This window comes from Methylovulum sp. (assembly GCF_028687615.1).
Classification (GTDB): domain Bacteria; phylum Pseudomonadota; class Gammaproteobacteria; order Methylococcales; family Methylomonadaceae; genus Methylovulum.
Genome location: NZ_JAQTZU010000007.1, coordinates 34,115 through 53,858, shown reverse-complemented (window position 1 = coordinate 53,858; position 19,744 = coordinate 34,115). Strand labels below are relative to the sequence as shown.

Sequence of the window (19,744 nt, the reverse complement as noted above, 5' to 3'; positions counted from 1 at the left end):
ATCTCAATTTAAAGGGACAGCAAATCGGCTTCTTTTGCTTCCAGTAACTTTTCTACATCTTTAACAAACTGGTCGGTGAGTTTTTGGATTTTGTCTTCACCTGAGCGCGCTTCATCTTCAGAAATCAACTTTTCTTTCAAAGCCTTTTGAATTTCGGAGTTAGCGTCACGGCGGATGTTCCTGATCGCGACACGACCATTTTCCGCTTCATGCTTGACGACCTTCACCAGGCTGCGACGGCGTTCTTCCGTCAAAGACGGTAGCGGAACCCGGATGACCATGCCGTTAGTGCTAGGATTCAAGCCCAAATCGGATTTTAAAATGGCTTTTTCAATGGCCTGCACCATGCCTTTTTCCCAAGGCGTAATGGTTAAGGTGCGGGCATCTTCAACCGCCACATTAGCCACTTGGGAAACGGATGAATCAGTGCCGTAATAAGATACCGTCACTTGATCCAGCAGACTAGGATGCGCCCTGCCTGTGCGGATTTTGGAGAATTCATGTTTCAGCGCATCTATGCTTTTGCCCATACGAGTTGCCGCATCTTGTTGAATATCGTTAATCATTTCTTGTTCCTCATTGAATAAGTGAGCCTATCTCTTCGCCCATCATCAGCCTCATAACCGCTCCCTGCTCAAAAATGTTCATGACCCGCATCGGCATGTTATTTTCCTTGCACAACACAAGCGCGGTGGTGTCCATGACATTAAGACGCTGGTCCAAAGCTTCGTCATAACTTAAACGGGAATAAAACACGGCGTTTTTGTCTTTTTCTGGATCAGCGGAATAAACGCCTTTCACTTTAGTCGCCTTGATCATCAATTCGGCGTTAATTTCGATAGCCCTCAAACTGGCTGCCGAATCGGTGGTAAAAAACGGGTTGCCGGTACCGGCGGCAAAGATGACCACCCGGCCTTTCTCCAGATGCCGGACTGCACGACGGCGGATATAATCTTCACAAACCTGGTTTATTTTTAGTGCGGACATCACCCGCACCGGCTGGCCTAAATGCTCGATGGCGTCCTGCATAGCCAAGGCATTGATCACGGTCGCCAACATGCCCATTTGGTCGCCAGTGACGCGATCCAAGCCTTGGGAAGCTTTTTCCGCACCGCGCAAGATATTGCCGCCCCCGATAACAAGCCCCACCTGAACACCGCAGTCACACAATTCTTTAATTTCGGTCGCCAGTCGATGAACTATGTTGGCATCAATACTGCCGCCCGTTTCACTCATTAAGGCTTCACCGCTTAATTTCAGCAAGATTCTTTGGCAAATCAGTTTAGTCATAATTTTTCGAGGGTAGGCTTTAGGATTACAACATTATAGATAGCAAAATGCCCCAATACTCGTATATTGGGGCAAACGCATTAATGGCCGCGTACTTGTGCCATCACTTCTTCGGCAAAGTTTTCTTCTTTTTTCTCGATACCTTCGCCCACTTCAAAACGGCTGAAACGGATGACGTTGTTGCCTTTTGATACGGCTAATTTACCGACGGTGACTTTATCGTCTTTAATGAAAGGTTGGCCCAACAAGGTGACTTCCGCCAAAAACTTGCTGATCCGTCCAACCACCATTTTTTCGATAATTTCGATAGGCTTACCGCTTTCTGCCGCTTGGGCCATGAAAATTTCTTTTTCTTTGGCAATAGTTTCCGCCGCCACTTGCTCTTCAGAAACACACATGGGTTTGCTTGCGGCAATGTGCATAGCAATATCCTTGCCCAATTCCGCGTCGGCGGCGGCCAATTCAACGATAACACCGATTTTGCTGCCATGCAGGTAACAGGCTGTACCACCTTCTGCAGTTTTGAATCTTTCAAAACGTCTGACGGTGATATTTTCGCCCAATTTGGAAATCAGGCCACGGCGCATTTCATCAACAGTGACGCCGTCTTCAAGCGGCATCGCCAGCAATTGTTCTTCAGTTTCGATACCATCCGCATTCAACAAGGCAACGGTGACACTTTTGACAAAGCTGACAAAATCATCGGCTTTGGCAACAAAGTCCGTTTCGCAGTTGATATCGACAATGGCGACAGCCCTGCCGTCTTCACTGACCTGCACACCAATAATCCCTTCGGCGGCAATACGGCCCGATTTCTTGTCGGCTTTAGCCAAACCGGCCTTGCGCATGTTTTCAATCGCCAATTCCATATCGCCATTGGCTTCGACCAAGGCTTTTTTGCATTCCATCATGCCGGAGCTGGTGCGCTCACGCAGCTCTTTAACCATACCCGCACTAATATTGATAGTCATTATTTGATTCCTCGCCTGTTTGCTTAAAAAATAGTATTGCCACTATAAAAACGCCCCCGTTAAGGAGGCGTTATCGGACTTAATCCCTACATTTTTACAGTTTATGCTGTAAAGACAGGGGTTTATTTATTCCTCCAGCATCGGGGCTTCTTCAACAAAGTCATCGGCTTTTGCTGACAAGCCCAAGGTTGCTGTTTTAGCTTCCAATACCGCCGCGCACACGCTTTCGCAGTAAAGTTTGACGGCGCGGATTGAATCATCATTACCAGGAATGATGTAATCCACTTTTTCCGGTGAATTGTTGGAATCAACCACACCGACCACTGGAATGCCCAATTTTTTGGCTTCGCTAATGGCATTTTTCTCGTAGCCGACATCCAAGATGAAAATCACATCAGGTACGCCTTTCATGTCCTTGATACCGCCTAAGCTGCGTTCCAGTTTTTCCAGCTCGCGCTCCATCCCTAAAGCTTCTTTTTTGCCGAAACGTTGGTAAAGCGTACCGTCCGCTTTCATCGCTTCCAATTCTTTCAGGCGGTTGATTGATTTTTTGATCGTTTTGAAGTTGGTCATCATGCCGCCCAACCAACGATGGTTGACATAAGGCATACCGCAACGTGCCGCTTCTTCAGCAACCACTTTACGCGCGGCTTTTTTAGTGCCGACAAACAGGATAGTGCCCTTGTTCGCCGCCATTTGACCAAGATAGTTCATAGCGTCATTAAACAATGGAAGCGTTTTTTCCAAATCGATGATATGGATTTTGTTACGTGAACCAAACAGGTAGTTAGCCATTTTGGGGTTCCAGTAACGGGTTTGGTGTCCAAAGTGAACGCCCGCTTCAAGCATTTGACGCATAGATACTGCTGCCATTTATTTCTCCTAAGATTTAATTGTCGGAACACCCGTTCCGAGTGGGTTGCGCCTCCACTTACCCCGCCTGAAAACCAGCCTGCACAAGACAAACCAGCACCCTTCCAAACGTGACGATAAATGTGAGTATTGATACAAAAATGAACTTATCTTTATACCACAATAAGCTTTCTACAACAAGCCGAACTCTGTTAAACTCTTCAGTTCTTTTACCTTTTGCAAGCTAAAATATTGCCTTTCTAGCGCAAGCGTTTCTACCCTAACTATGAGCATCATTATAAAAACTGAAAGTGAAATCGAAAAAATGCGCGTTGCCGGACAACTCGCCGCCGATGTGCTAGAAATGCTTGGACCCCATGTTGTACCTGGTGTCACCACTAACGAGCTGGATCGGATATGCCACGATTTTATTGTCAATGTGCAAAACGCCATCCCCGCCCCGCTCAATTACAAAGGCTTTCCAAAATCCATTTGCACCTCCGTGAACCAACAGATTTGCCACGGCATTCCTAACGACAAAAAATTGAAACCAGGCGATATAGTCAATGTTGACATTACCGTGATCAAAGACAATTACCACGGCGACACCAGCAAAATGTTCTGTGTCGGAGACGTTTCACCCTTTGCCAAACGGCTTGTGAAAGTCACCCAGGAAGCCATGTACCGGGGAATCGAACAAGTCAAGCCCGGCGCACGGCTGGGTGACATAGGCCATGCCATCCAAAAACACGCCGAATCCAACCGCTATTCGGTGGTCAGGGAGTTTTGCGGGCACGGCATAGGTAAAAAATTCCATGAAGAACCGCAAGTTTTGCATTACGGCAAAACCGGCACCGGCGAAGTGCTGGACGCCGGCATGATCATCACTATCGAACCGATGATCAATCTGGGCAAACACCATGTCAAAGTCCTCGCTGACGGCTGGACGGCGGTCACCAAAGACCATAGCTTGTCTGCCCAATGGGAACATACCGTGCTGGTCACCCCAGGCGGCTATGAAATTCTGACGTTACGCCAAGAAGAACGCTGATGGCCTTGTACTCCGAACTATTCGACACAGCCGACAGCCTGCAACAATTCAAGCTCCTGTTGAAGCAGAAAGACGCCGATCTCAAACAAAAATTTGACCCGCAAAGCTCCGTCTACCCGCTGATTAAAGAACGTTCTGATTTTATTGACGAGCTCTTGGGTTGCGGCTGGCAACATTTTCTAGGCAATTACGCACCGCAACTCAGCTTGATCGCAGTAGGCGGTTATGGACGGCGCGAACTGTTCCCCTATTCGGACATAGACATTGTCGTGTTGCTGGATTCCAACGAGACTTCTGCGTATCAAGAAACCTTGGCGGACTTCTTCACGTTTTTATGGGATATAGGCCTGAAACCCGGGCAAAGCGTACGCACCATAGCCGAGTGCGTCGAAGAAGCGGGCAAAGACCAAACCATCATGACCAGCTTGATGGAAATCCGTTTGATCACGGGCTGCCCCGACCTTTTTGAAACCCTGAAAAGACAGACTTCGCCCGACCATATCTGGCCTTCGGATTTGTTTTTTCAAGCCAAGATGATTGAACAGCGGCAACGGCACGCCAAGGCCCATCATACCGCCTACAATCTGGAACCGAATATCAAGGAAGGCCCTGGTGGCTTACGGGATATGCAGGTGATCGCCTGGGTCTTCAAACGCCACTACCACTCGTCAACGCTCAAGGAACTGATCAAATACGGCTTCATGCCCGAATCCGAATACAACGAACTGATGGCGGCCCGCGAAGTGCTGTGGCGTATCCGTTACGCCCTGCATTTGCTGACCCAACGTGGCGAAGACCGCCTGATTTTCGATTACCAGCGTGACCTCGCCCAACAATTCGGATTTAGCGGCGAAGACCGGCAATATAACCAGGATGTTGAACGGTTCATGCAGTTTTATTACAAAACGGTGCAAGGGCTGGAGCGGCTCAATGAAATGCTGTTGCAGCTCTTTAACGAACGTTTTATCTGTGGTGAAACAGGCTGCAAACCCATCGACATCAGCGATGACTTTGTCGCCATCAACGGCTATCTGGAAGCGGTAGACGAAGAAGTGTTCACCCGCAACCCATTATTACTTATCGAAATTTTTATCATCCTACAAAAAAATACCACCCTCAAAGGCATACGTGCAACCACGATCCGGCTGATCCGCAAAAACCTGCATTTGATGGACGATAGCTTCCGCAGGAACAACGCCGCCAACCATTTGTTTATTGATTTGTTACGGCAACCACGCGGCATCACCACACAACTGCGGCGCATGAACCGCTACGGCGTACTCGCCGCCTACCTGCCCGCATTTGCCAATATTGTTGCACGGATGCAGTATGATCTGTTCCATATCTACACCGTCGATGAACACACGCTGTTCGTCATCCGTAATTTGCGCCGCTTTTCCATTGACGAGCATTACGATGAACTGCCGTTTTGCCATAACGTCTTTTTGCTGATCCCCAAACCGGAACTGCTGTATCTCGCCGCACTGTTCCACGACATCGCCAAAGGGCGCAACGGCGACCATTCCGCCGTCGGCGAAGAAATCGCCTTGCAATTTTGTGCCCAACACAAACTTTCCAACCATGACAGCCGATTAATCGCCTGGCTAGTGCGCAATCATTTAATTATGTCGATGACCGCACAGCGCAAAGACATCAGCGATGCCGATGTCATCCACGAATTTGCGCAAGGGGTCGGTTCTGTCGAATACCTGAATTATCTCTATCTGTTGACCGTCGCCGACATCCGTGCCACCAACCCGGAACTATGGAATTCCTGGAAAGACGTGCTACTGAAGGATCTCTACAACAAAACCCATAGCGTGTTACGCAAGGGCCTACAAAATCCGGTCACTTTAACAGAACGCCTACTGGAAAATAAAAAGGAAGCCAGAGAAGAATTGTTGCACGCGGGGTTTTGCGAAAACACGATTGATGCCACCTGGCAAAATTTAAGCGACGATTATTTTTTGCGCTATGCCGCCGATGAAATAGCCTGGCACACCCGGACGATTGCGACCTCGACCGACGACGACCTGCCTTTGGTGCTCCTGGAACCACAAACCCAACGCGGCAGTGCGGAAGTTTTTGTCTACACCAGAAACATCGGCCCTATTTTTTCGCTCTGCACCGCAACTTTTGACCAATTGGGATTGACCATTCTCGATGCCCGCATCATGACCACGTTGAACGACTACATCCTTAATAGTTTCCAGGTGCTTGAGCAATCAGGCGAGCCGATTCTTGACCATTGCCGGGAAGACCATATCCGCGCCGCCTTGCAAAACAATTTGCGCCAGCAACAGATCAAAAGCCACAAAAACATTCATCGCCAGTCCCGGCAAGCCAGGCATTTCCCGATACCGACCAGCATCCAGTTCCACGACGACCCACTGGGCCGCCATACCATTATTGAACTGGTCACCACCGACCGCGCCGGTTTGCTCTCGCAAATCGGCCAAGCCTTTATCAGGCAAAACATTAACTTGCACAGCGCGAAAATCACCACCATTGGCAGTCGGGCGGAGGATATGTTTTATGTGACCGACCAGCAAAACCAGCCCATTACCGATCCGTACCGGCAACAACAAATCCACGACGAAATGTTAAATATGCTGGATGCTGAACAATGAAAACCAGAAATCAGCACTAAAACCATCGCTCGCAAAACAATCATTTCTAGCTTAAACCAGCCAGGCTTAAAATTCACAAAGACATGAACCTAAAAAACTCCTGTTCTTTGTGGTTGGCTAACTTTAGAGTTTAACCGTAATTTGATTGTACGTTGCACAGGTAATATTCTACAATTCAAACAGGTATAATAAGCTTCGCGGGCGGTTTATACCTTATGTTTTTCTTGTAAAGGCATTAATCGCCCTTACGTCAATCTATAAAAATAATATTGGAGGATGGTATGTTTAAAACTCGCTTATTGGTTTCCGCACTGGCTTTAGTTGGCTCAATGTCTGTCGCTTACGCTTGGGAATCCCTGCCCACAGAAGCACCGGCACCCTCAGACAACCCCACTACAGCAGAAAAAGTCTCCCTCGGACAAATGCTTTACCATGACCCGCGCTTATCTTCCACCGGTACCGTGTCCTGTTCATCTTGCCACAACACCATGTTAGGCGGTGAAGACAACCGCCCCAACTCAATGGGGGTAAATGGACAAACAGGCGGTCGTAGTGCGCCGACCGTGTGGAACTCGGCATTCAACAAAGTCCAGTTTTGGGATGGCCGTGCCGCCAGCCTGGAAGAACAAGCCGCCGGCCCGGTCACCAACCCTATCGAAATGGGCATGAAGAGCTGGGATGATGTCGTCGCCCGTTTAAAAACCATAGAAGGTTACCAACAGGCTTTCGAAAAAGCGTTTGGTAAGGATTCCATTTCGAAAGAAACCGCCACCAAAGCCATAGCCGCTTACGAACGGACTTTAATCACACCTAACAGCCCTTATGACAACTATGTTGCTGGCGATAAAGCGGCATTGACCGCCCAACAAGTACGCGGCATGGAGAAAATTGGCGAACTCGGATGTACGGCTTGCCATAGTGGCCCCGCATTCAATGGCCCGGGCATGTTCCAAAAGTTTCCAGTCATACCCAATGCGTATTTTGAAGCGCAATATCATTTCAAAAAAGACAAAGGCCTTGCCGAAGTCAGCAAAAATCCGGCTGACGAAAACCTGTGGAAAGTGCCGACCTTACGCAATATCGCTTTAACTGCCCCCTATTTTCATAATGGCTCGGTAAAAACACTTGACCAAGCGGTCATGATCATGGGGCAAGCACAACTAGGCAAAGAGTTGGCTAAAGAAGAAATTGCCGACATTGTTGCCTTCTTGAATGCCTTGACGGGCGAGTTCCCCAAACAAGCCATGCCAGCGCTGCCTGGCACACCTGGCAAATCCTTCAACTAAGCTGATTACGGGGGGCGGCGCATCCAATGCGCCGCCACCTACACAGAATTCCTGACACATTCCAAACCATCAGGCATAAAAAAACCGGCAAAAGCCGGTTTTTTTAATAATCATGGTGCCCAGGGGCAGAATCGAACTGCCGACACGAGGATTTTCAGTCCTCTGCTCTACCGACTGAGCTACCTAGGCTTGATATTCGGTAAACAATTCCGATGTGGGAATTGCCAGTTTTTGTAGTGGTGCCCAGGGGCAGAATCGAACTGCCGACACGAGGATTTTCAGTCCTCTGCTCTACCGACTGAGCTACCTAGGCGAAGCTACAAAAGACGGCTATTAGACCCGATTACGGCTGTTTAGTCAAGTCATTTACACTTTTTTCGCAGTGACACACGACGATTATTTAATCACAGCCTGTTTTTCTTGTTGTGACGATGCTTCTAGTTTGTTGTCTTTGGATAAAAGCGTACCTATGACCAGGAACGCCAGGACCATCAAATAAATGACCGACGCAGCATATCTGGCTTTTTTGCTTTGTTTGTAGTTTTCCATACTTTTCTACCCTACTCTTCGTGTTTATGGACAGCGTCCAACCTGACCGGCAGGTTATCGTCATCTTCTTCGGTTTTATGCACAAACAGCCGTGAACATAACAACCCTATCTCGAACAACATCCACATAGGTATCGCCAGCAACGTTTGTGACAGCGCGTCAGGCGGCGTTAAAAACATGGCGACGACAAACACACCGACAATGACATAAGGGCGTTTTTCCGCCAAATCGTCCGAGGAAATGAAGCCGGTCCAGACCAACACAATGGTGAATATCGGGATTTCAAAACACACGCCGAACGCGAAAAATATTGCCAGGACAAAATCCAGATATTGGGAAATATCGGTCATAACCGTAACGCCCACTGGCGCGGCGGCGGTCAAAAATCTGAAAATCAGCGGAAACACAACAAAATAAGCGAAGGCGACGCCAGTATAAAACAGCAGTGTGCTGGCGATTAGCAATGGAAACACCAAGCGTTGTTCGTGCTTGTACAGGCCAGGGGCGACAAATGCCCAAAATTGGTAAAGTATGACGGGGACCGAGATAAAAATCGCGGCAATAAATGCCAGCTTAAACGGCGTGAAAAAAGGCGACGCCACTTCGATGGCGATCATGGTGCTATTTTTGGGCAGATGCTGTAGCAAAGGCCCTGCTAAAATACTATAAATTTCATTGGCATAGTATGCCAAGCCTATAAAGATCAACAGCACACACAAAATCACCTTGAGCAAACGGTCACGCAATTCAACAAGGTGGCTGATAAATGACTGTCCTACCGATTCTTCAAAATCACCGTTATTCATCTGGATTGCTTTGTTTGCTACTGTCTTCCAAAACTTCAGAAGATAATTTGACAGAATGGATGGTATGGGAAAACTCATCTTGAAGTTGTTGCAGCTCATCCAAACCGGATTGCGATTTCAGCAACTGCCGCATTTCTTCGGCCTGTAGCTCGGCATGGATTTCGGACTTGACGTTCGCCACCATATTGCGGGTTTTGCCTATCCAAAACCCTGCCAGACGTGCAAACTTGGGCAAGCGTTCCGGCCCGATCACCAGTAAAGCGACCAGGGCTATCATGCACAGCTCGGAAAATCCTACTTCAAACATGGCTTGGCTAAACCTTATCGGTTTTTTTGGCTGTCACTTCGCCATCAATGGCCTGGTCTTCGTCATCATCAAGCTTTTTGCCGTCTTCTCCGTCTTTAATCGCGGTACGGAAACCTTTAATCGCACCGCCCAGATCCGTACCTAGATTGCGCAAGCGTTTTGTCCCAAAAACAACCATGACAATCGCCAACACAACTAACAAATGAGGAATACTAAAACCCATTTTCAAACTCCACTATGGTTATTTGTTTATTTATTATGACGCAGGGCTTTTTCTTCAAGCCCGGACAAACCAAAACGCCGTTGTAATTCTGTTAAGACATCATTAGGATGCAGGCCCTGATCGGCAAGCATCACCATACAATGAAACCATAAATCAGCGGTTTCATAAACCATTTGTTGTTTATCGCCGTTCTTCGCCGCGATCACGGTTTCTGTCGCTTCCTCGCCAATTTTTTTCAAAATGGTGTCCAAACCTTTTGCATACAAACTGGCGACATAGGATTTGTCGGCAGATTGTTGTTTGCGTTCTTCCAAGACCTGGGCGAGTTGGCTTAAGGTGTCGTTCATAGCTTTTTATAAATGCTTTCAGGATCTTTGATAACCGGATCAATCACTTGCCATTGCCCATCACGCAACTGCCGATAAAAACAACTTTCGCGCCCAGTGTGACAAGCGATGCCGCCTTCTTGTTCAATCTCCAGCAAAATCACGTCTTCGTCACAATCCAGTTGGATGCTGATGACTTTTTGCCGATGCCCTGATTCTTCGCCTTTACGCCATAACCTATTGCGTGAACGCGACCAATACACGGCATAGCCTTCTTGGGCGGTCAAAACCAGGGATTCACGGTTCATCCACGCGAACATCACCACCCTGCCATTAGCGGATTGTTGGGCGATGACGGGAATTAAACCATCTGCTGTCCAGCGAATTTCATCTAACCAGTTCATAAGCGCACCTCAATGCCACGGGTGCGCATGTGTTCTTTGGCCTGCTGCACCGTATATTCGGCAAAATGGAAAATGCTCGCCGCCAACACCGCATCGGCTTTGCCTTGTATGACACCATCCGCCAGATGATCCAACAAACCAACACCACCGGAAGCAATCACTGGCACGGCAACGGCTTCGCTAATCGCGCGGGTCAAAGGCAAATCAAAACCTTCGCGGGTTCCATCCCGATCCATGCTGGTCAGCAGTATCTCCCCTGCCCCGTAAGCGACCATTTTCTTCGCCCATTCGATTGCGTCTATACCTGTGGCTTTACGCCCACCGTGGGTAAAAATTTCCCATCGTGCCGCTGCACCGTCTTGGCTGGTTTTTTTCGCATCAATGGCGACGACGATACATTGCGAACCGAACCGCTCCGCCGCTTCTTGGACAAATTCAGGGCGGAACACCGCCGCGCTATTGATACCGACCTTGTCCGCTCCGGCGTTAAGCATCCGGCGAATATCATCCAAGGTGCGGATGCCTCCGCCTACAGTCAACGGAATAAACACTTCGCTGGCGACTTGCTCAACGACATGGACAATGGTGTCGCGGTTGTCATGGGTGGCGGTGATGTCGAGGAAGGTGATTTCGTCCGCGCCTTCGCGGTCATAACGGCGGGCGATTTCGACCGGATCGCCTGCATCACGGATATCGACAAATTTTACGCCTTTAACGACGCGGCCATTGTCAACGTCTAGGCAGGGGATGATGCGTTTGGCTAGGGTCATGCGGCTTTTTGGGGAGGCAAGGTATCGTAGGAAACTCGGTTAAATTCATCTTCTTGGCAAAGCCGGAGGGTAAGAATGCTTTCTCGTGTTTCAAGTTCGGTTGTCCTATAAAGCAACCCGATCAGATCATTTAATGCGGAAACATGATATTTGTCATTTAACCAGTTTTTTGTAGCATTGACATTAATAATGAATATCCCTGGATAGGTTTCTTCAAACTCAAAGCCATATTCATTATCTGCACGGATACAGCCTTCAGCAATACACGCTTGTTTGAAAGTTTCCAGCTCTGACTCTAATTGTCTCTTATCCATTTCAATAACCCTTCATTATCTTTTAGCAATTCAATAAGCTCTTGCACTTCTTGCTGTTTTTTAGAGCCGATGGGCAGATACCTAACCTGTTCGCTCCATAATGTATCTTCTTTTGTGTCTTTCCCTGATGCCTTAATCAAATAACTATAAGCTGTCATTAGCTTTTGTTTATATGCTTTTGCTTTTTGAAACTTAGCTAACAACCCGCTGTAAATGAACAATACCCTAATATCATGTTTTTTGACTGAGTCCCTGACGGCTCTAATGCCGTAAGGCGTTTGTAAGCTTTCGTCAAATAAAGCATCAATACCAAAATTTTCACAAATTTTAGCCTTTAACATAAGTTCGACACTATATCCCGCCAAGTAAAATGCGCCATCATATTTACCCGCCACACACAATATTTCCGCTTCTTCTAATCGTACATCAGCCAACTGTTTTATTTCAGCAGCACTGTTCATGAATAACATTCCGCAATTTTTTGCCCTTCAGCAAAATCCAACGTGCCTTCATAAATGGCGCGTCCGGTAATCGCACCCATAATGCCTTCATGGGCAAAAGCACCCAATGCCCTAATATCGTCAAGATTGGTGATGCCGCCCGAAGCAATCACCGGAATTGTAATTGCCCGTGCCAAGCGTGCGGTGGCATCGACGTTGACACCCTGCATCATGCCATCGCGGGCAATATCCGTGTAAATAATCGCTTCCACGCCATCGGCTTCAAAATGCCGGGCCAGATCAATGACATCGTGTTTGGACAGTTTCGACCAGCCATCCACGGCAACCCTGCCATCTTTGGCATCCAAGCCGACGATAATACGGCGCGGATATTCCATCGCCACATCACGGACAAAATGCGGTTCGTTCACCGCTTTGGTGCCGATAATCACATACTCGACACCTGCATTCAGGTACGCTTCAACCGTTTCTTCGTCACGGATGCCGCCGCCGATTTGGATGATCAAATCAGGGTAGGCTTCGACTATCGCGTGGATTACCTCGGCGTTTCTGGGCTTGCCCGCAAACGCCCCGTCCAAATCAACCAAATGTAGACGCTTTGCCCCCGCAGCCACCCAACGCCCCGCCACCGCCACCGGGTCATCGGAAAACACCGTATCATCTTCCATGCGGCCTTGGCGCAAGCGCACACACAACCCTTCTTTTAAATCGATAGCGGGGATTAACAGCATAACAAGTGGTTCCTCAACTCAATAAAGACATGACCGGAATTAGGTGACGCGCCTCTCACGGCCCTACACATCCCAGTGCAAAAAATTGTTCAGCAATTGCAAGCCTACGGCCTGGCTTTTTTCGGGGTGAAATTGTACGGCAAAGACATTGTCTTGCGCCAATGCACAGGCAAACGGGGTTGGATAATCGGTGGTCGCCGCAACGATGGACGCCTCATCAGGCTGAGCGTAATAGCTATGGACGAAATAAAAACGGCTGTCCTGGGGAATGCCTTGCCATAAAGGATGCGGCTGTTGCCGGACCTGATTCCACCCCATGTGGGGGATTTTCAGACGCGTACCATCAGCATCAGCGAGGTCATCGGCAAAACGTACAACGTGACCGGAAAAAACGTTCAATCCACAGGTCAAACCGTTTTCTGCACTATCAGTCAACAGTGCCTGCATTCCCAAACAAATGCCCAGCATGGGTTTAGTTTTGGCGACTTGCAAAACCACCTCCGCCAAACCGGACTCATGTAAAGCGTGCATACAATCGCGTATCGCCCCAACGCCTGGAAACACCACGCGGTCGGCTTGCAAGATCGTCCGGGCATCGGCGGTGACGCACACGACCATATCAGACGCGGCATGTTGCAAGGCTTTGGCAATCGAATGCAAATTGCCCATTCCATAATCAATTACAGCAACAGAAGACATAAAAATTCAGTAAAGATGATGTTATAAATCATTTTTGTCCACGAAAGCCAACAGTAGGCGCATTAGGCGACACGAAAAGCACGAAAAAGTAATTTGCAAAATAATAGGATTGCTTGAGGTTAATCCTACACCAACAGGTATGTAAATACTTAAAACGGATTAATTCCGTGCCTTTCGTGCCTTTCGTGTTTTTCGTGGACAATAAACGGTATAGATTAAAGTGTGCCTTTAGTGGAAGGCATAATGCCCGCCATACGTTCGTCGGCTGTCATCGCCATCCGCAAAGCGCGTCCAAACGCCTTGAAAACCGTTTCGGCAATATGGTGCGCGTTGACACCTTTGAGGTTGTCAATATGCAAAGTCACGCCCGCATGGTTGACAAAGCCTTGGAAAAATTCGCGGAACAAATCGACATCAAACGAGCCGATCATGCCACGCGGAAACGTGACATTGTAAAACAAGCCAGAACGACCGGAAAAATCCACCACCACCCGCGACAAGGCTTCATCCAGCGGAATGTATGAATGTCCATAACGGACGATGCCTTTTTTATCACCAATGGCTTTCGCCACCGCTAGCCCTAGCGTAATGCCGACATCTTCCACGGTGTGGTGCGCGTCAATTTGCAAATCGCCGTGGGCGACGATGTCCATGTCGATCAAACCATGCCGGGCCATTTGGTCTAGCATGTGGTCTAGGAACGGCACGCCTGTAGTAAAACTGGCTTGGCCTGTGCCATCCACGTTAATGGAAATTTTGATTTGGGTTTCGAGCGTGTTGCGCTCGATGGTGGCGATTCTTTGGGTCATAATTTTAAATAAAATGAAGCCATTTCAGGAGCGGTTAATCAGGCAAAAAAGCATCGTCCATAAGTTGGGGAAATTCCCAAGGGCAAGCCATTGGAAAAACATCCATATCCAAGCCTGTTTCTTTCGATGCCCTGATTTTAGCCTTCCGATAGGAATGCGTTAGTAGTGCCTGTAATTGCGGTTTTAATCCTGGATTGTCGTTTAGCACATCAAAAAACTCAAGACGCTGTTCTTGAATTGTCAATTGCCAACTACGGCCACGGCGAGTCGGCTGGTACTGCCATTTTAAAAGATGCACCAGTAAAACGGTAAGGCGGCTTTCGAACTCACGTTTTTCGCTTCTACCCATTGTTTCTATTTCCTCAACAAGGTTTAACACGTCCAACTCGTTAAACCGCCCAGCCCTAAGCAACTCAGCTTGTTCGCACGTCCAACCGTAAAAGTCTTTTTGATAATTGCTCATTATGAAACCTCTTCGGATAAGAGACTTTTAGGTTGGATTATGCGATGCAGTAATAACCCAACATATCGAAACTCAAAATGTTGAGCCGCCTAAAAGCCCACTATTAGTACGCCACCTCTAACCCAATCTACGGCAATATTGAATATGTCGGCCAAGGTTTGCAGTCACTTGATCAATCGGTTTGGTTTAGCTTTATCATTTCAACATAGTTTAATGGCTTTGTTAAAACAGGAACATTATCTAAACTTTTTCCAGTATCAAAAATTGTTTTCCAATAGTCATAATTTTTCTTTCCTGAAAAAGTTGTATTAGCTATTGCCCGGTCTTTCCATAATGGAAGCATTTTTAAATTTATTACAAAGTTTCTAATGTTGCTCCAAAGTTGATCGTCAAATTTCTGTTGAAACAAAGAATTGTTGTTGAATTTCTTTCCTGTATTACTGAAATAATTTACGATGACATCTTTAGATATAGCCCAGCCAGTTAAACATAATTTCTTCTTTACTCATACGAAAAGCAATCAAATGGTCGTCTGTAATATCATTGTCCTTGCCAGCCATAATTTTATTTTCAATTTTCCCCACTCCAATTTCAGGAAGGAATTTATTGATGTAAATTTCTTCCGCAATAATATTGAGCAAAGTAATTATCTGACTTATTTCTAACTCTCTTGGGTTGAGCCCTTCATCAGAATTGAAGTTAATAGGGGACGGGAGCAATAGTTTGCTGTCAATAAAAATGGTGAGAAATGATTTATCAAATGCACTGTACGATATGGGAACCTCTTTAGCTTTCCCTTCCCTATCAATGTAATCTTTCAATTTATTTTCATTAGCTTCAGTTATTGAATGTTTGATACTGTCGATGATGTACTTCTTAATATTTGCATTGTCGCCTTTGAAATACTCCACTAACTTTTGCTCTGAAAAAGAAAAATCATCTGCTTTTAAATTGTGGTCGTCTTGATACTTTTTAATTCTTTCATAGTAGAGTGTGTTATTCAGTTGCCTCATTACTGATTTGTCAAAGGCAATTTGGCTTAAAACGCTTCCTGCATTTGTATTTGTTTCTACTAATCTATCAATGTCTGGCGAAAGAAAAACTCGTATTAATAGCTTTTTAGTTCCTAAAAGTATTTGTGCTACGGCTTTATGTTGCCCGTCAAATATTTTGATTGTATTTTCTTCAATTCTTCCCAAACTCAAATGCAATTGAGGATTTTTCTTTTCAAACTCTTTTACAAGCTTGCTAATACTGCTGTTTATTCCTCTTGGGTTTATTAACTCATCGTGAAAAATGTATTCAAGTGGCAGAGAAATGAAACAAGTTTGTTCTTTTGAAAGATAGTCGGTTTGTATTTCAGTTTCATAAATACCATTGTCACCAATGTCGGAAAAACTGTACTTTAATTTATTGCCGTCAACTGAGTATTTGAAGTCAAACTTTGAACCGTTGTAATATCTCAAAACCTGTTTAAGTGAAGCTGATTTATTTTCTTTGATAAGAGTTTCTTCTTGTATCTTTTTCAACTTGAAAAGGATTCTTGCAATTTTTAAATCTGCATCTTGCTTTGATTTATTACAACTCTCGTGTGTCACCGCAAAATTTTCTTCACTGTCTCTGCCTTTGTTAGCAAGCGGTGTGATATGGTCAATGTTTGTCGTATGGAGTTTTAAGTCAATCTTCTCAATGCAAATGAAACAGCAATGGTTTTGGATACTTAAAAGTTTAAGAGTTAAATCTTCATATTCTTTATCACCAAGAGAGTTTAAAAATTTTGAAGCCATACTTTATTTTGTTTGTTTAAGGTTGTGTTTCTATTTATTTTATGTGTAGGTTAAATGATGGCTCTTGGGTTGGAGCAATAGTGGAAACCTAACATTCGAAAATTACCATCTCTTAATCTTAAAACAGCCACTTTATTAAATCTTCACGACTGATTGAAAAGTGTTTAGCAACATCACTCAAAATAGCCGAAAACGTCCCAACTTTTAACGGATCGTGTTGCGGAACAGTAATATGGTGTTCACCCTTTTGCTGAGTCGTTAAACGGATATGGCTACCGTTCTGGCGCGTAATCCCATAACCTAAGACAGCGAGTTTATTAGCCGACTCCAATCCAGAAATATCACGGGGCAATTTCATGCCGCAATCACTTCTTCACGGACAAAATGCAATCGGATAATTTTAGGTTTGTCTATTGGCTCAAAATGGCAATCTACGGCTTCGCGGAGCTGATGATGCAAGTCATTGATATCATCAGCTTGGGTGAAAATGGATGCGCCTAAAGCTTTAGCGATAAATCCGCCTTCGGGCGCATCTTCAACTAAGAAGATAATTTCATTCATGGTTATTACCTCTTGGTGTGGGCGAAAAACGCCCACACTTGCTTACTAAATAACGTTAGCTTTTCGCCGCGCGTTTGCGCTCATTTTCCGTCAACAATTTCTTACGCAGACGTATAGATTTAGGCGTGACTTCCACCAACTCGTCTTCCGCAATAAATTCCAACGCTTGTTCCAAAGTCATTTTTTGGATACGCGCCAGCACCAAACTCTCATCCGTACCGGAAGCGCGGACGTTGGTCAATTGTTTCGGTTTGCAAGGGTTGACGCATAAGTCATTGCTGCGGGAATGCAAGCCGACCAACATGCCTTCGTAGATTTCATCACCATTGACCAACAGCAATTCGCCGCGTTCTTGTAAGGGATGCAAGGAATAAGTCACGGCTTTGCCTGCCACCATGGAAATCATTACGCCACGCAGACGGCTACCAACTTCACCTGCTTTCATCGGGCCGTAATGGTCGAAGACATGGTAGAGCAAGCCGGAACCTGAGGTTGCGGTCATAAATTCGGTTTGGAAGCCGATCAGTCCGCGTGACGGCATCATGTATTCCAAACGGATGCGGCCTTTGCCGTCGGGCACCATATTGGTCAAATCGCCTTTACGGTCGCCCAATTTTTCCATGATCGTACCTTGGTGTTCTTCTTCCACTTCGATAGTGACCATTTCAAAGGGTTCGCATTTTTTACCGTCAATTTCTTTGATGATAACTTCTGGACGCGACACGCCCATTTCAAAACCTTCGCGGCGCATGTTTTCGATCAGGACCGACAAATGCAATTCGCCACGGCCTGATACTTTAAATTTGTCCGGGTCGCCAGTGTCTTCAACTTTTAACGCGACGTTGTGTTGCAGTTCTTTTTCAAGACGGTCACGGATTTGCCTAGTGGTGACAAACTTGCCTTCCCTGCCAGCAAACGGTGAGTTGTTGACTTGGAAGGTCATGGTCACGGTCGGCTCATCCACGGTGAGCGGTTTCATGATTTCAACGGCTTCGGGGTTACAGATGGTGTCTGAAATTTCCAGTTTTTCGATCCCGGCGAAAGCAATAATATCGCCCGCACGCGCTTCGCTGACTTCTACGCGCTCTAGGCCGTGAAAGCCGTAAATCTGCAACATACGGCCCTTACGTTCCACGCCTTCGCGGTTGACAATAACCAAAGGTTGGTTGGGTTTGATAGTGCCCCGTTGGATACGGCCTACACCAATCACGCCGACATAAGTGTTGTAATCGAGGCTGGAAACCTGCATTTGGAAGGGGCCGTCAATATCAACCGGCGGCGGATTCACTTTGGACACGATGGTTTCAAACAACGGTGTCATGTCGCCTTCGGTGATCGTGTGTTCCAAACCGGCGTAACCATTGATTGCCGAGGCAAAAACGATAGGAAAATCGAGCTGCTCATCAGTTGCGCCCAAGCGGTCAAACAAATCAAAAGTTTGATCGACAACCCAGTCAGGCCGTGCGCCCGGACGGTCAATTTTATTGATGACGACTATCGGTTTCAAACCTAGGGCAAAGGCTTTTTGGGTGACAAATCGGGTTTGTGGCATGGGGCCGTCAACGGCATCGACTAACAACAAAACCGAATCGACCATCGACAACACACGCTCGACTTCGCCACCAAAGTCAGCATGGCCTGGGGTGTCGACGATGTTGATATGGTAGCCGTTCCAATCCAAGGCGGTGTTTTTTGCCAGGATGGTGATGCCGCGTTCTTTTTCAATATCGTTGGAATCCATCATCCGTTCGGTCACTTTAGTGTGTGCGGCGAAGGTGCCGGATTGTTGGAGCAATTTGTCAACCAAGGTCGTCTTACCGTGGTCAACGTGGGCAATAATGGCGATATTTCTTAATTTTTCAATCACTTTGGATGTACTCTAGAAGTTAAATAAACAGGTTTGCCCGATAACAGCTTAATCTGGCTTGGATTCGATAATAAGATGGCGGTTCGCCATCAGGAACGGATAGTGGATACTGGCGAGGCTTTAGTTTTGTTGCCACGGTAAGCCATGAAAACGCCAACCGCCTAAGGAGTTGCGATGTTTATCATCATCCAATGGCCCTTCAAAACCGCCTTCAATGTTAATAAGCTGGGTATAGCCAACCTGCTGCAAAGCGTTGGCGGCTTCCAACGAACGCTGTCCACTACGGCACAATAACAAAATTGGCGTGTCGCGGCCTGGCACGGACTCGATGACGAAGGGGACAAAATCTGGATTTAACAACCAGTCGGGAAGTTCTTTCCACGCGACATGGACCGCCCCCACAGGGTGCCCAATAAAGCTATGCTCAAATTTTGTCCTGACATCAATCAATACGGCATCAGGCTGTTGCTGCATTAATTCCCAAGCCTGAAGTGGGGATAGGTTTATTATCATTGACCGCTCAATTGGATTTATTCTTACAATTTATCAAGATAGGAAGGCTTTCAGCCAATACTGAATGGCCAATG

Annotated in this window: 26 protein-coding genes and 2 tRNA genes; 3 read left to right on the top strand and 25 right to left on the bottom strand. The window is 46.7% G+C overall.

Annotation, left to right across the window (positions count from 1 at the left end; genetic code table 11):
- Positions 1-8: 8 nt before the first annotated feature.
- From frr to rpsB, 4 genes are all read right to left on the bottom strand, one after another.
- Positions 9-566, bottom strand: coding sequence for a ribosome recycling factor (frr, locus tag PHH59_RS05730; RefSeq protein WP_300012567.1), 558 nt, complete (start codon positions 564-566; stop codon positions 9-11).
- Between the two features lie 10 nt (positions 567-576).
- Positions 577-1,290: a UMP kinase gene (gene pyrH, locus PHH59_RS05725; RefSeq protein ID WP_300012564.1), complete on the bottom strand. Its 714-nt coding sequence runs from the start codon at positions 1,288-1,290 to the stop codon at positions 577-579.
- A gap of 80 nt (positions 1,291-1,370) precedes the next feature.
- On the bottom strand, positions 1,371-2,261 hold the full coding sequence (gene tsf / locus PHH59_RS05720; RefSeq protein ID WP_300012560.1) for a translation elongation factor Ts: 891 nt from the start codon (positions 2,259-2,261) through the stop codon (positions 1,371-1,373).
- Positions 2,262-2,387: 126 nt separating this feature from the next.
- The gene (gene rpsB, locus PHH59_RS05715) at positions 2,388-3,134 is read right to left on the bottom strand and encodes a 30S ribosomal protein S2 (RefSeq protein WP_300012557.1); all 747 of its coding nucleotides are present in this window, start codon (positions 3,132-3,134) and stop codon (positions 2,388-2,390) included.
- A gap of 265 nt (positions 3,135-3,399) precedes the next feature.
- On the opposite strand from rpsB, the gene map reads away from it, so the two are divergent.
- The 3 genes from map to PHH59_RS05700 all read left to right on the top strand — a co-directional run bounded on the left by map (position 3,400) and on the right by PHH59_RS05700 (position 8,080).
- Positions 3,400-4,164 carry a type I methionyl aminopeptidase gene (gene map / locus PHH59_RS05710; RefSeq protein ID WP_300012554.1) on the top strand — a complete coding sequence of 255 codons (765 nt, stop codon included), beginning with the start codon at positions 3,400-3,402 and terminating at the stop codon, positions 4,162-4,164.
- A complete protein-coding gene (gene glnD, locus PHH59_RS05705) occupies positions 4,164-6,794 on the top strand; it encodes a [protein-PII] uridylyltransferase (RefSeq protein WP_300012550.1) in 2,631 nt (876 codons plus the stop codon). Before map ends, glnD begins: the two co-directional genes overlap by 1 nt.
- Before the next feature lie 281 nt (positions 6,795-7,075).
- Positions 7,076-8,080 (top strand): cytochrome-c peroxidase, encoded by a 1,005-nt coding sequence (locus tag PHH59_RS05700; protein WP_300012546.1) that lies wholly within the window; start codon positions 7,076-7,078, stop codon positions 8,078-8,080.
- 113 nt (positions 8,081-8,193) lie between these two features.
- Here PHH59_RS05700 and PHH59_RS05695 read toward each other — a convergent pair.
- The 21 genes from PHH59_RS05695 to PHH59_RS05595 all read right to left on the bottom strand — a co-directional run bounded on the left by PHH59_RS05695 (position 8,194) and on the right by PHH59_RS05595 (position 19,670).
- Positions 8,194-8,269 (bottom strand) — tRNA-Phe (locus PHH59_RS05695).
- Positions 8,270-8,317: 48 nt separating this feature from the next.
- Positions 8,318-8,393 (bottom strand) — tRNA-Phe (locus PHH59_RS05690).
- Between the two features lie 83 nt (positions 8,394-8,476).
- Positions 8,477-8,629, bottom strand: a complete 153-nt coding sequence (locus tag PHH59_RS05685; RefSeq protein WP_300012543.1) for a hypothetical protein — start codon at positions 8,627-8,629, stop codon at positions 8,477-8,479.
- Between the two features lie 11 nt (positions 8,630-8,640).
- Positions 8,641-9,435 (bottom strand): twin-arginine translocase subunit TatC, encoded by a 795-nt coding sequence (gene tatC / locus PHH59_RS05680; RefSeq protein WP_300012540.1) that lies wholly within the window; start codon positions 9,433-9,435, stop codon positions 8,641-8,643.
- On the bottom strand, positions 9,428-9,742 hold the full coding sequence (gene tatB, locus PHH59_RS05675) for a Sec-independent protein translocase protein TatB (RefSeq protein ID WP_300012537.1): 315 nt from the start codon (positions 9,740-9,742) through the stop codon (positions 9,428-9,430). Before tatB ends, tatC begins: the two co-directional genes overlap by 8 nt.
- Positions 9,743-9,749: 7 nt before the next feature.
- Entirely contained in the window at positions 9,750-9,965 is a 216-nt protein-coding gene (gene tatA / locus PHH59_RS05670) for a Sec-independent protein translocase subunit TatA (RefSeq protein WP_300012534.1), read from the bottom strand.
- A 26-nt stretch (positions 9,966-9,991) separates the two neighbouring features.
- Positions 9,992-10,312, bottom strand: coding sequence for a phosphoribosyl-ATP diphosphatase (locus PHH59_RS05665; RefSeq protein ID WP_300012531.1), 321 nt, complete (start codon positions 10,310-10,312; stop codon positions 9,992-9,994).
- Positions 10,309-10,695: a phosphoribosyl-AMP cyclohydrolase gene (gene hisI / locus PHH59_RS05660; protein ID WP_300012528.1), complete on the bottom strand. Its 387-nt coding sequence runs from the start codon at positions 10,693-10,695 to the stop codon at positions 10,309-10,311. Before hisI ends, PHH59_RS05665 begins: the two co-directional genes overlap by 4 nt.
- A complete protein-coding gene (gene hisF / locus PHH59_RS05655; protein ID WP_300012525.1) occupies positions 10,692-11,465 on the bottom strand; it encodes an imidazole glycerol phosphate synthase subunit HisF in 774 nt (257 codons plus the stop codon). Before hisF ends, hisI begins: the two co-directional genes overlap by 4 nt.
- Positions 11,462-11,779 (bottom strand): hypothetical protein, encoded by a 318-nt coding sequence (locus tag PHH59_RS05650; protein WP_300012522.1) that lies wholly within the window; start codon positions 11,777-11,779, stop codon positions 11,462-11,464. The genes hisF and PHH59_RS05650 overlap by 4 nt, the downstream gene beginning before the upstream one ends.
- Positions 11,761-12,240: a hypothetical protein gene (locus tag PHH59_RS05645; protein ID WP_300012519.1), complete on the bottom strand. Its 480-nt coding sequence runs from the start codon at positions 12,238-12,240 to the stop codon at positions 11,761-11,763. The genes PHH59_RS05650 and PHH59_RS05645 overlap by 19 nt, the downstream gene beginning before the upstream one ends.
- Entirely contained in the window at positions 12,237-12,971 is a 735-nt protein-coding gene (gene hisA, locus PHH59_RS05640; protein WP_300012516.1) for a 1-(5-phosphoribosyl)-5-[(5-phosphoribosylamino)methylideneamino]imidazole-4-carboxamide isomerase, read from the bottom strand. Before hisA ends, PHH59_RS05645 begins: the two co-directional genes overlap by 4 nt.
- 63 nt (positions 12,972-13,034) lie before the next feature.
- Positions 13,035-13,670 carry an imidazole glycerol phosphate synthase subunit HisH gene (gene hisH, locus PHH59_RS05635; protein WP_300012513.1) on the bottom strand — a complete coding sequence of 212 codons (636 nt, stop codon included), beginning with the start codon at positions 13,668-13,670 and terminating at the stop codon, positions 13,035-13,037.
- Between the two features lie 215 nt (positions 13,671-13,885).
- A complete protein-coding gene (gene hisB, locus PHH59_RS05630) occupies positions 13,886-14,479 on the bottom strand; it encodes an imidazoleglycerol-phosphate dehydratase HisB (protein ID WP_300012510.1) in 594 nt (197 codons plus the stop codon).
- Positions 14,480-14,513: 34 nt separating this feature from the next.
- Positions 14,514-14,942: a DUF29 domain-containing protein gene (locus PHH59_RS05625; protein ID WP_300012507.1), complete on the bottom strand. Its 429-nt coding sequence runs from the start codon at positions 14,940-14,942 to the stop codon at positions 14,514-14,516.
- A gap of 172 nt (positions 14,943-15,114) precedes the next feature.
- Positions 15,115-15,285 (bottom strand): hypothetical protein, encoded by a 171-nt coding sequence (locus PHH59_RS05620; protein ID WP_300012504.1) that lies wholly within the window; start codon positions 15,283-15,285, stop codon positions 15,115-15,117.
- 121 nt (positions 15,286-15,406) lie between these two features.
- Entirely contained in the window at positions 15,407-16,729 is a 1,323-nt protein-coding gene (locus tag PHH59_RS05615; protein ID WP_300012501.1) for an HNH endonuclease, read from the bottom strand.
- 118 nt (positions 16,730-16,847) lie between these two features.
- Positions 16,848-17,087, bottom strand: a complete 240-nt coding sequence (locus tag PHH59_RS05610; protein ID WP_300012498.1) for a type II toxin-antitoxin system HicA family toxin — start codon at positions 17,085-17,087, stop codon at positions 16,848-16,850.
- A complete protein-coding gene (locus PHH59_RS05605; RefSeq protein WP_300012495.1) occupies positions 17,084-17,290 on the bottom strand; it encodes a 2-oxoisovalerate dehydrogenase in 207 nt (68 codons plus the stop codon). The genes PHH59_RS05610 and PHH59_RS05605 overlap by 4 nt, the downstream gene beginning before the upstream one ends.
- Positions 17,291-17,345: 55 nt before the next feature.
- On the bottom strand, positions 17,346-19,157 hold the full coding sequence (gene typA / locus PHH59_RS05600; RefSeq protein ID WP_300012493.1) for a translational GTPase TypA: 1,812 nt from the start codon (positions 19,155-19,157) through the stop codon (positions 17,346-17,348).
- A 120-nt stretch (positions 19,158-19,277) separates the two neighbouring features.
- A complete protein-coding gene (locus PHH59_RS05595; protein ID WP_300012490.1) occupies positions 19,278-19,670 on the bottom strand; it encodes a rhodanese-like domain-containing protein in 393 nt (130 codons plus the stop codon).
- Between the last annotated feature and the right edge of the window lie 74 nt (positions 19,671-19,744).

Excerpts from the sequence above, each read along its gene's own strand:
- PHH59_RS05665 (WP_300012531.1), bottom strand. The coding sequence starts at position 10,312 with ATGAACGACACCTTAAGCCAACTCGCCCAGGTCTTGGAAGAACGCAAA.
- PHH59_RS05615 (WP_300012501.1), bottom strand. The coding sequence starts at position 16,729 with ATGGCTTCAAAATTTTTAAACTCTCTTGGTGATAAAGAATATGAAGAT.
- hisI (WP_300012528.1), bottom strand. The coding sequence starts at position 10,695 with ATGAACTGGTTAGATGAAATTCGCTGGACAGCAGATGGTTTAATTCCC.
- hisH (WP_300012513.1), bottom strand. The coding sequence starts at position 13,670 with ATGTCTTCTGTTGCTGTAATTGATTATGGAATGGGCAATTTGCATTCG.
- PHH59_RS05595 (WP_300012490.1), bottom strand. The coding sequence starts at position 19,670 with ATGATAATAAACCTATCCCCACTTCAGGCTTGGGAATTAATGCAGCAA.
- glnD (WP_300012550.1), top strand. The coding sequence starts at position 4,164 with ATGGCCTTGTACTCCGAACTATTCGACACAGCCGACAGCCTGCAACAA.
- map (WP_300012554.1), top strand. The coding sequence starts at position 3,400 with ATGAGCATCATTATAAAAACTGAAAGTGAAATCGAAAAAATGCGCGTT.
- hisB (WP_300012510.1), bottom strand. The coding sequence starts at position 14,479 with ATGACCCAAAGAATCGCCACCATCGAGCGCAACACGCTCGAAACCCAA.
- PHH59_RS05620 (WP_300012504.1), bottom strand. The coding sequence starts at position 15,285 with ATGCTTCCATTATGGAAAGACCGGGCAATAGCTAATACAACTTTTTCA.
- PHH59_RS05625 (WP_300012507.1), bottom strand. The coding sequence starts at position 14,942 with ATGAGCAATTATCAAAAAGACTTTTACGGTTGGACGTGCGAACAAGCT.
- hisA (WP_300012516.1), bottom strand. The coding sequence starts at position 12,971 with ATGCTGTTAATCCCCGCTATCGATTTAAAAGAAGGGTTGTGTGTGCGC.
- pyrH (WP_300012564.1), bottom strand. The coding sequence starts at position 1,290 with ATGACTAAACTGATTTGCCAAAGAATCTTGCTGAAATTAAGCGGTGAA.
- PHH59_RS05650 (WP_300012522.1), bottom strand. The coding sequence starts at position 11,779 with ATGGATAAGAGACAATTAGAGTCAGAGCTGGAAACTTTCAAACAAGCG.
- tatA (WP_300012534.1), bottom strand. The coding sequence starts at position 9,965 with ATGGGTTTTAGTATTCCTCATTTGTTAGTTGTGTTGGCGATTGTCATG.
- tsf (WP_300012560.1), bottom strand. The coding sequence starts at position 2,261 with ATGACTATCAATATTAGTGCGGGTATGGTTAAAGAGCTGCGTGAGCGC.
- tatC (WP_300012540.1), bottom strand. The coding sequence starts at position 9,435 with ATGAATAACGGTGATTTTGAAGAATCGGTAGGACAGTCATTTATCAGC.
- PHH59_RS05610 (WP_300012498.1), bottom strand. The coding sequence starts at position 17,087 with ATGAAATTGCCCCGTGATATTTCTGGATTGGAGTCGGCTAATAAACTC.
- rpsB (WP_300012557.1), bottom strand. The coding sequence starts at position 3,134 with ATGGCAGCAGTATCTATGCGTCAAATGCTTGAAGCGGGCGTTCACTTT.
- PHH59_RS05645 (WP_300012519.1), bottom strand. The coding sequence starts at position 12,240 with ATGAACAGTGCTGCTGAAATAAAACAGTTGGCTGATGTACGATTAGAA.
- PHH59_RS05605 (WP_300012495.1), bottom strand. The coding sequence starts at position 17,290 with ATGAATGAAATTATCTTCTTAGTTGAAGATGCGCCCGAAGGCGGATTT.
- PHH59_RS05685 (WP_300012543.1), bottom strand. The coding sequence starts at position 8,629 with ATGGAAAACTACAAACAAAGCAAAAAAGCCAGATATGCTGCGTCGGTC.
- PHH59_RS05700 (WP_300012546.1), top strand. The coding sequence starts at position 7,076 with ATGTTTAAAACTCGCTTATTGGTTTCCGCACTGGCTTTAGTTGGCTCA.
- frr (WP_300012567.1), bottom strand. The coding sequence starts at position 566 with ATGATTAACGATATTCAACAAGATGCGGCAACTCGTATGGGCAAAAGC.
- tatB (WP_300012537.1), bottom strand. The coding sequence starts at position 9,742 with ATGTTTGAAGTAGGATTTTCCGAGCTGTGCATGATAGCCCTGGTCGCT.
- hisF (WP_300012525.1), bottom strand. The coding sequence starts at position 11,465 with ATGACCCTAGCCAAACGCATCATCCCCTGCCTAGACGTTGACAATGGC.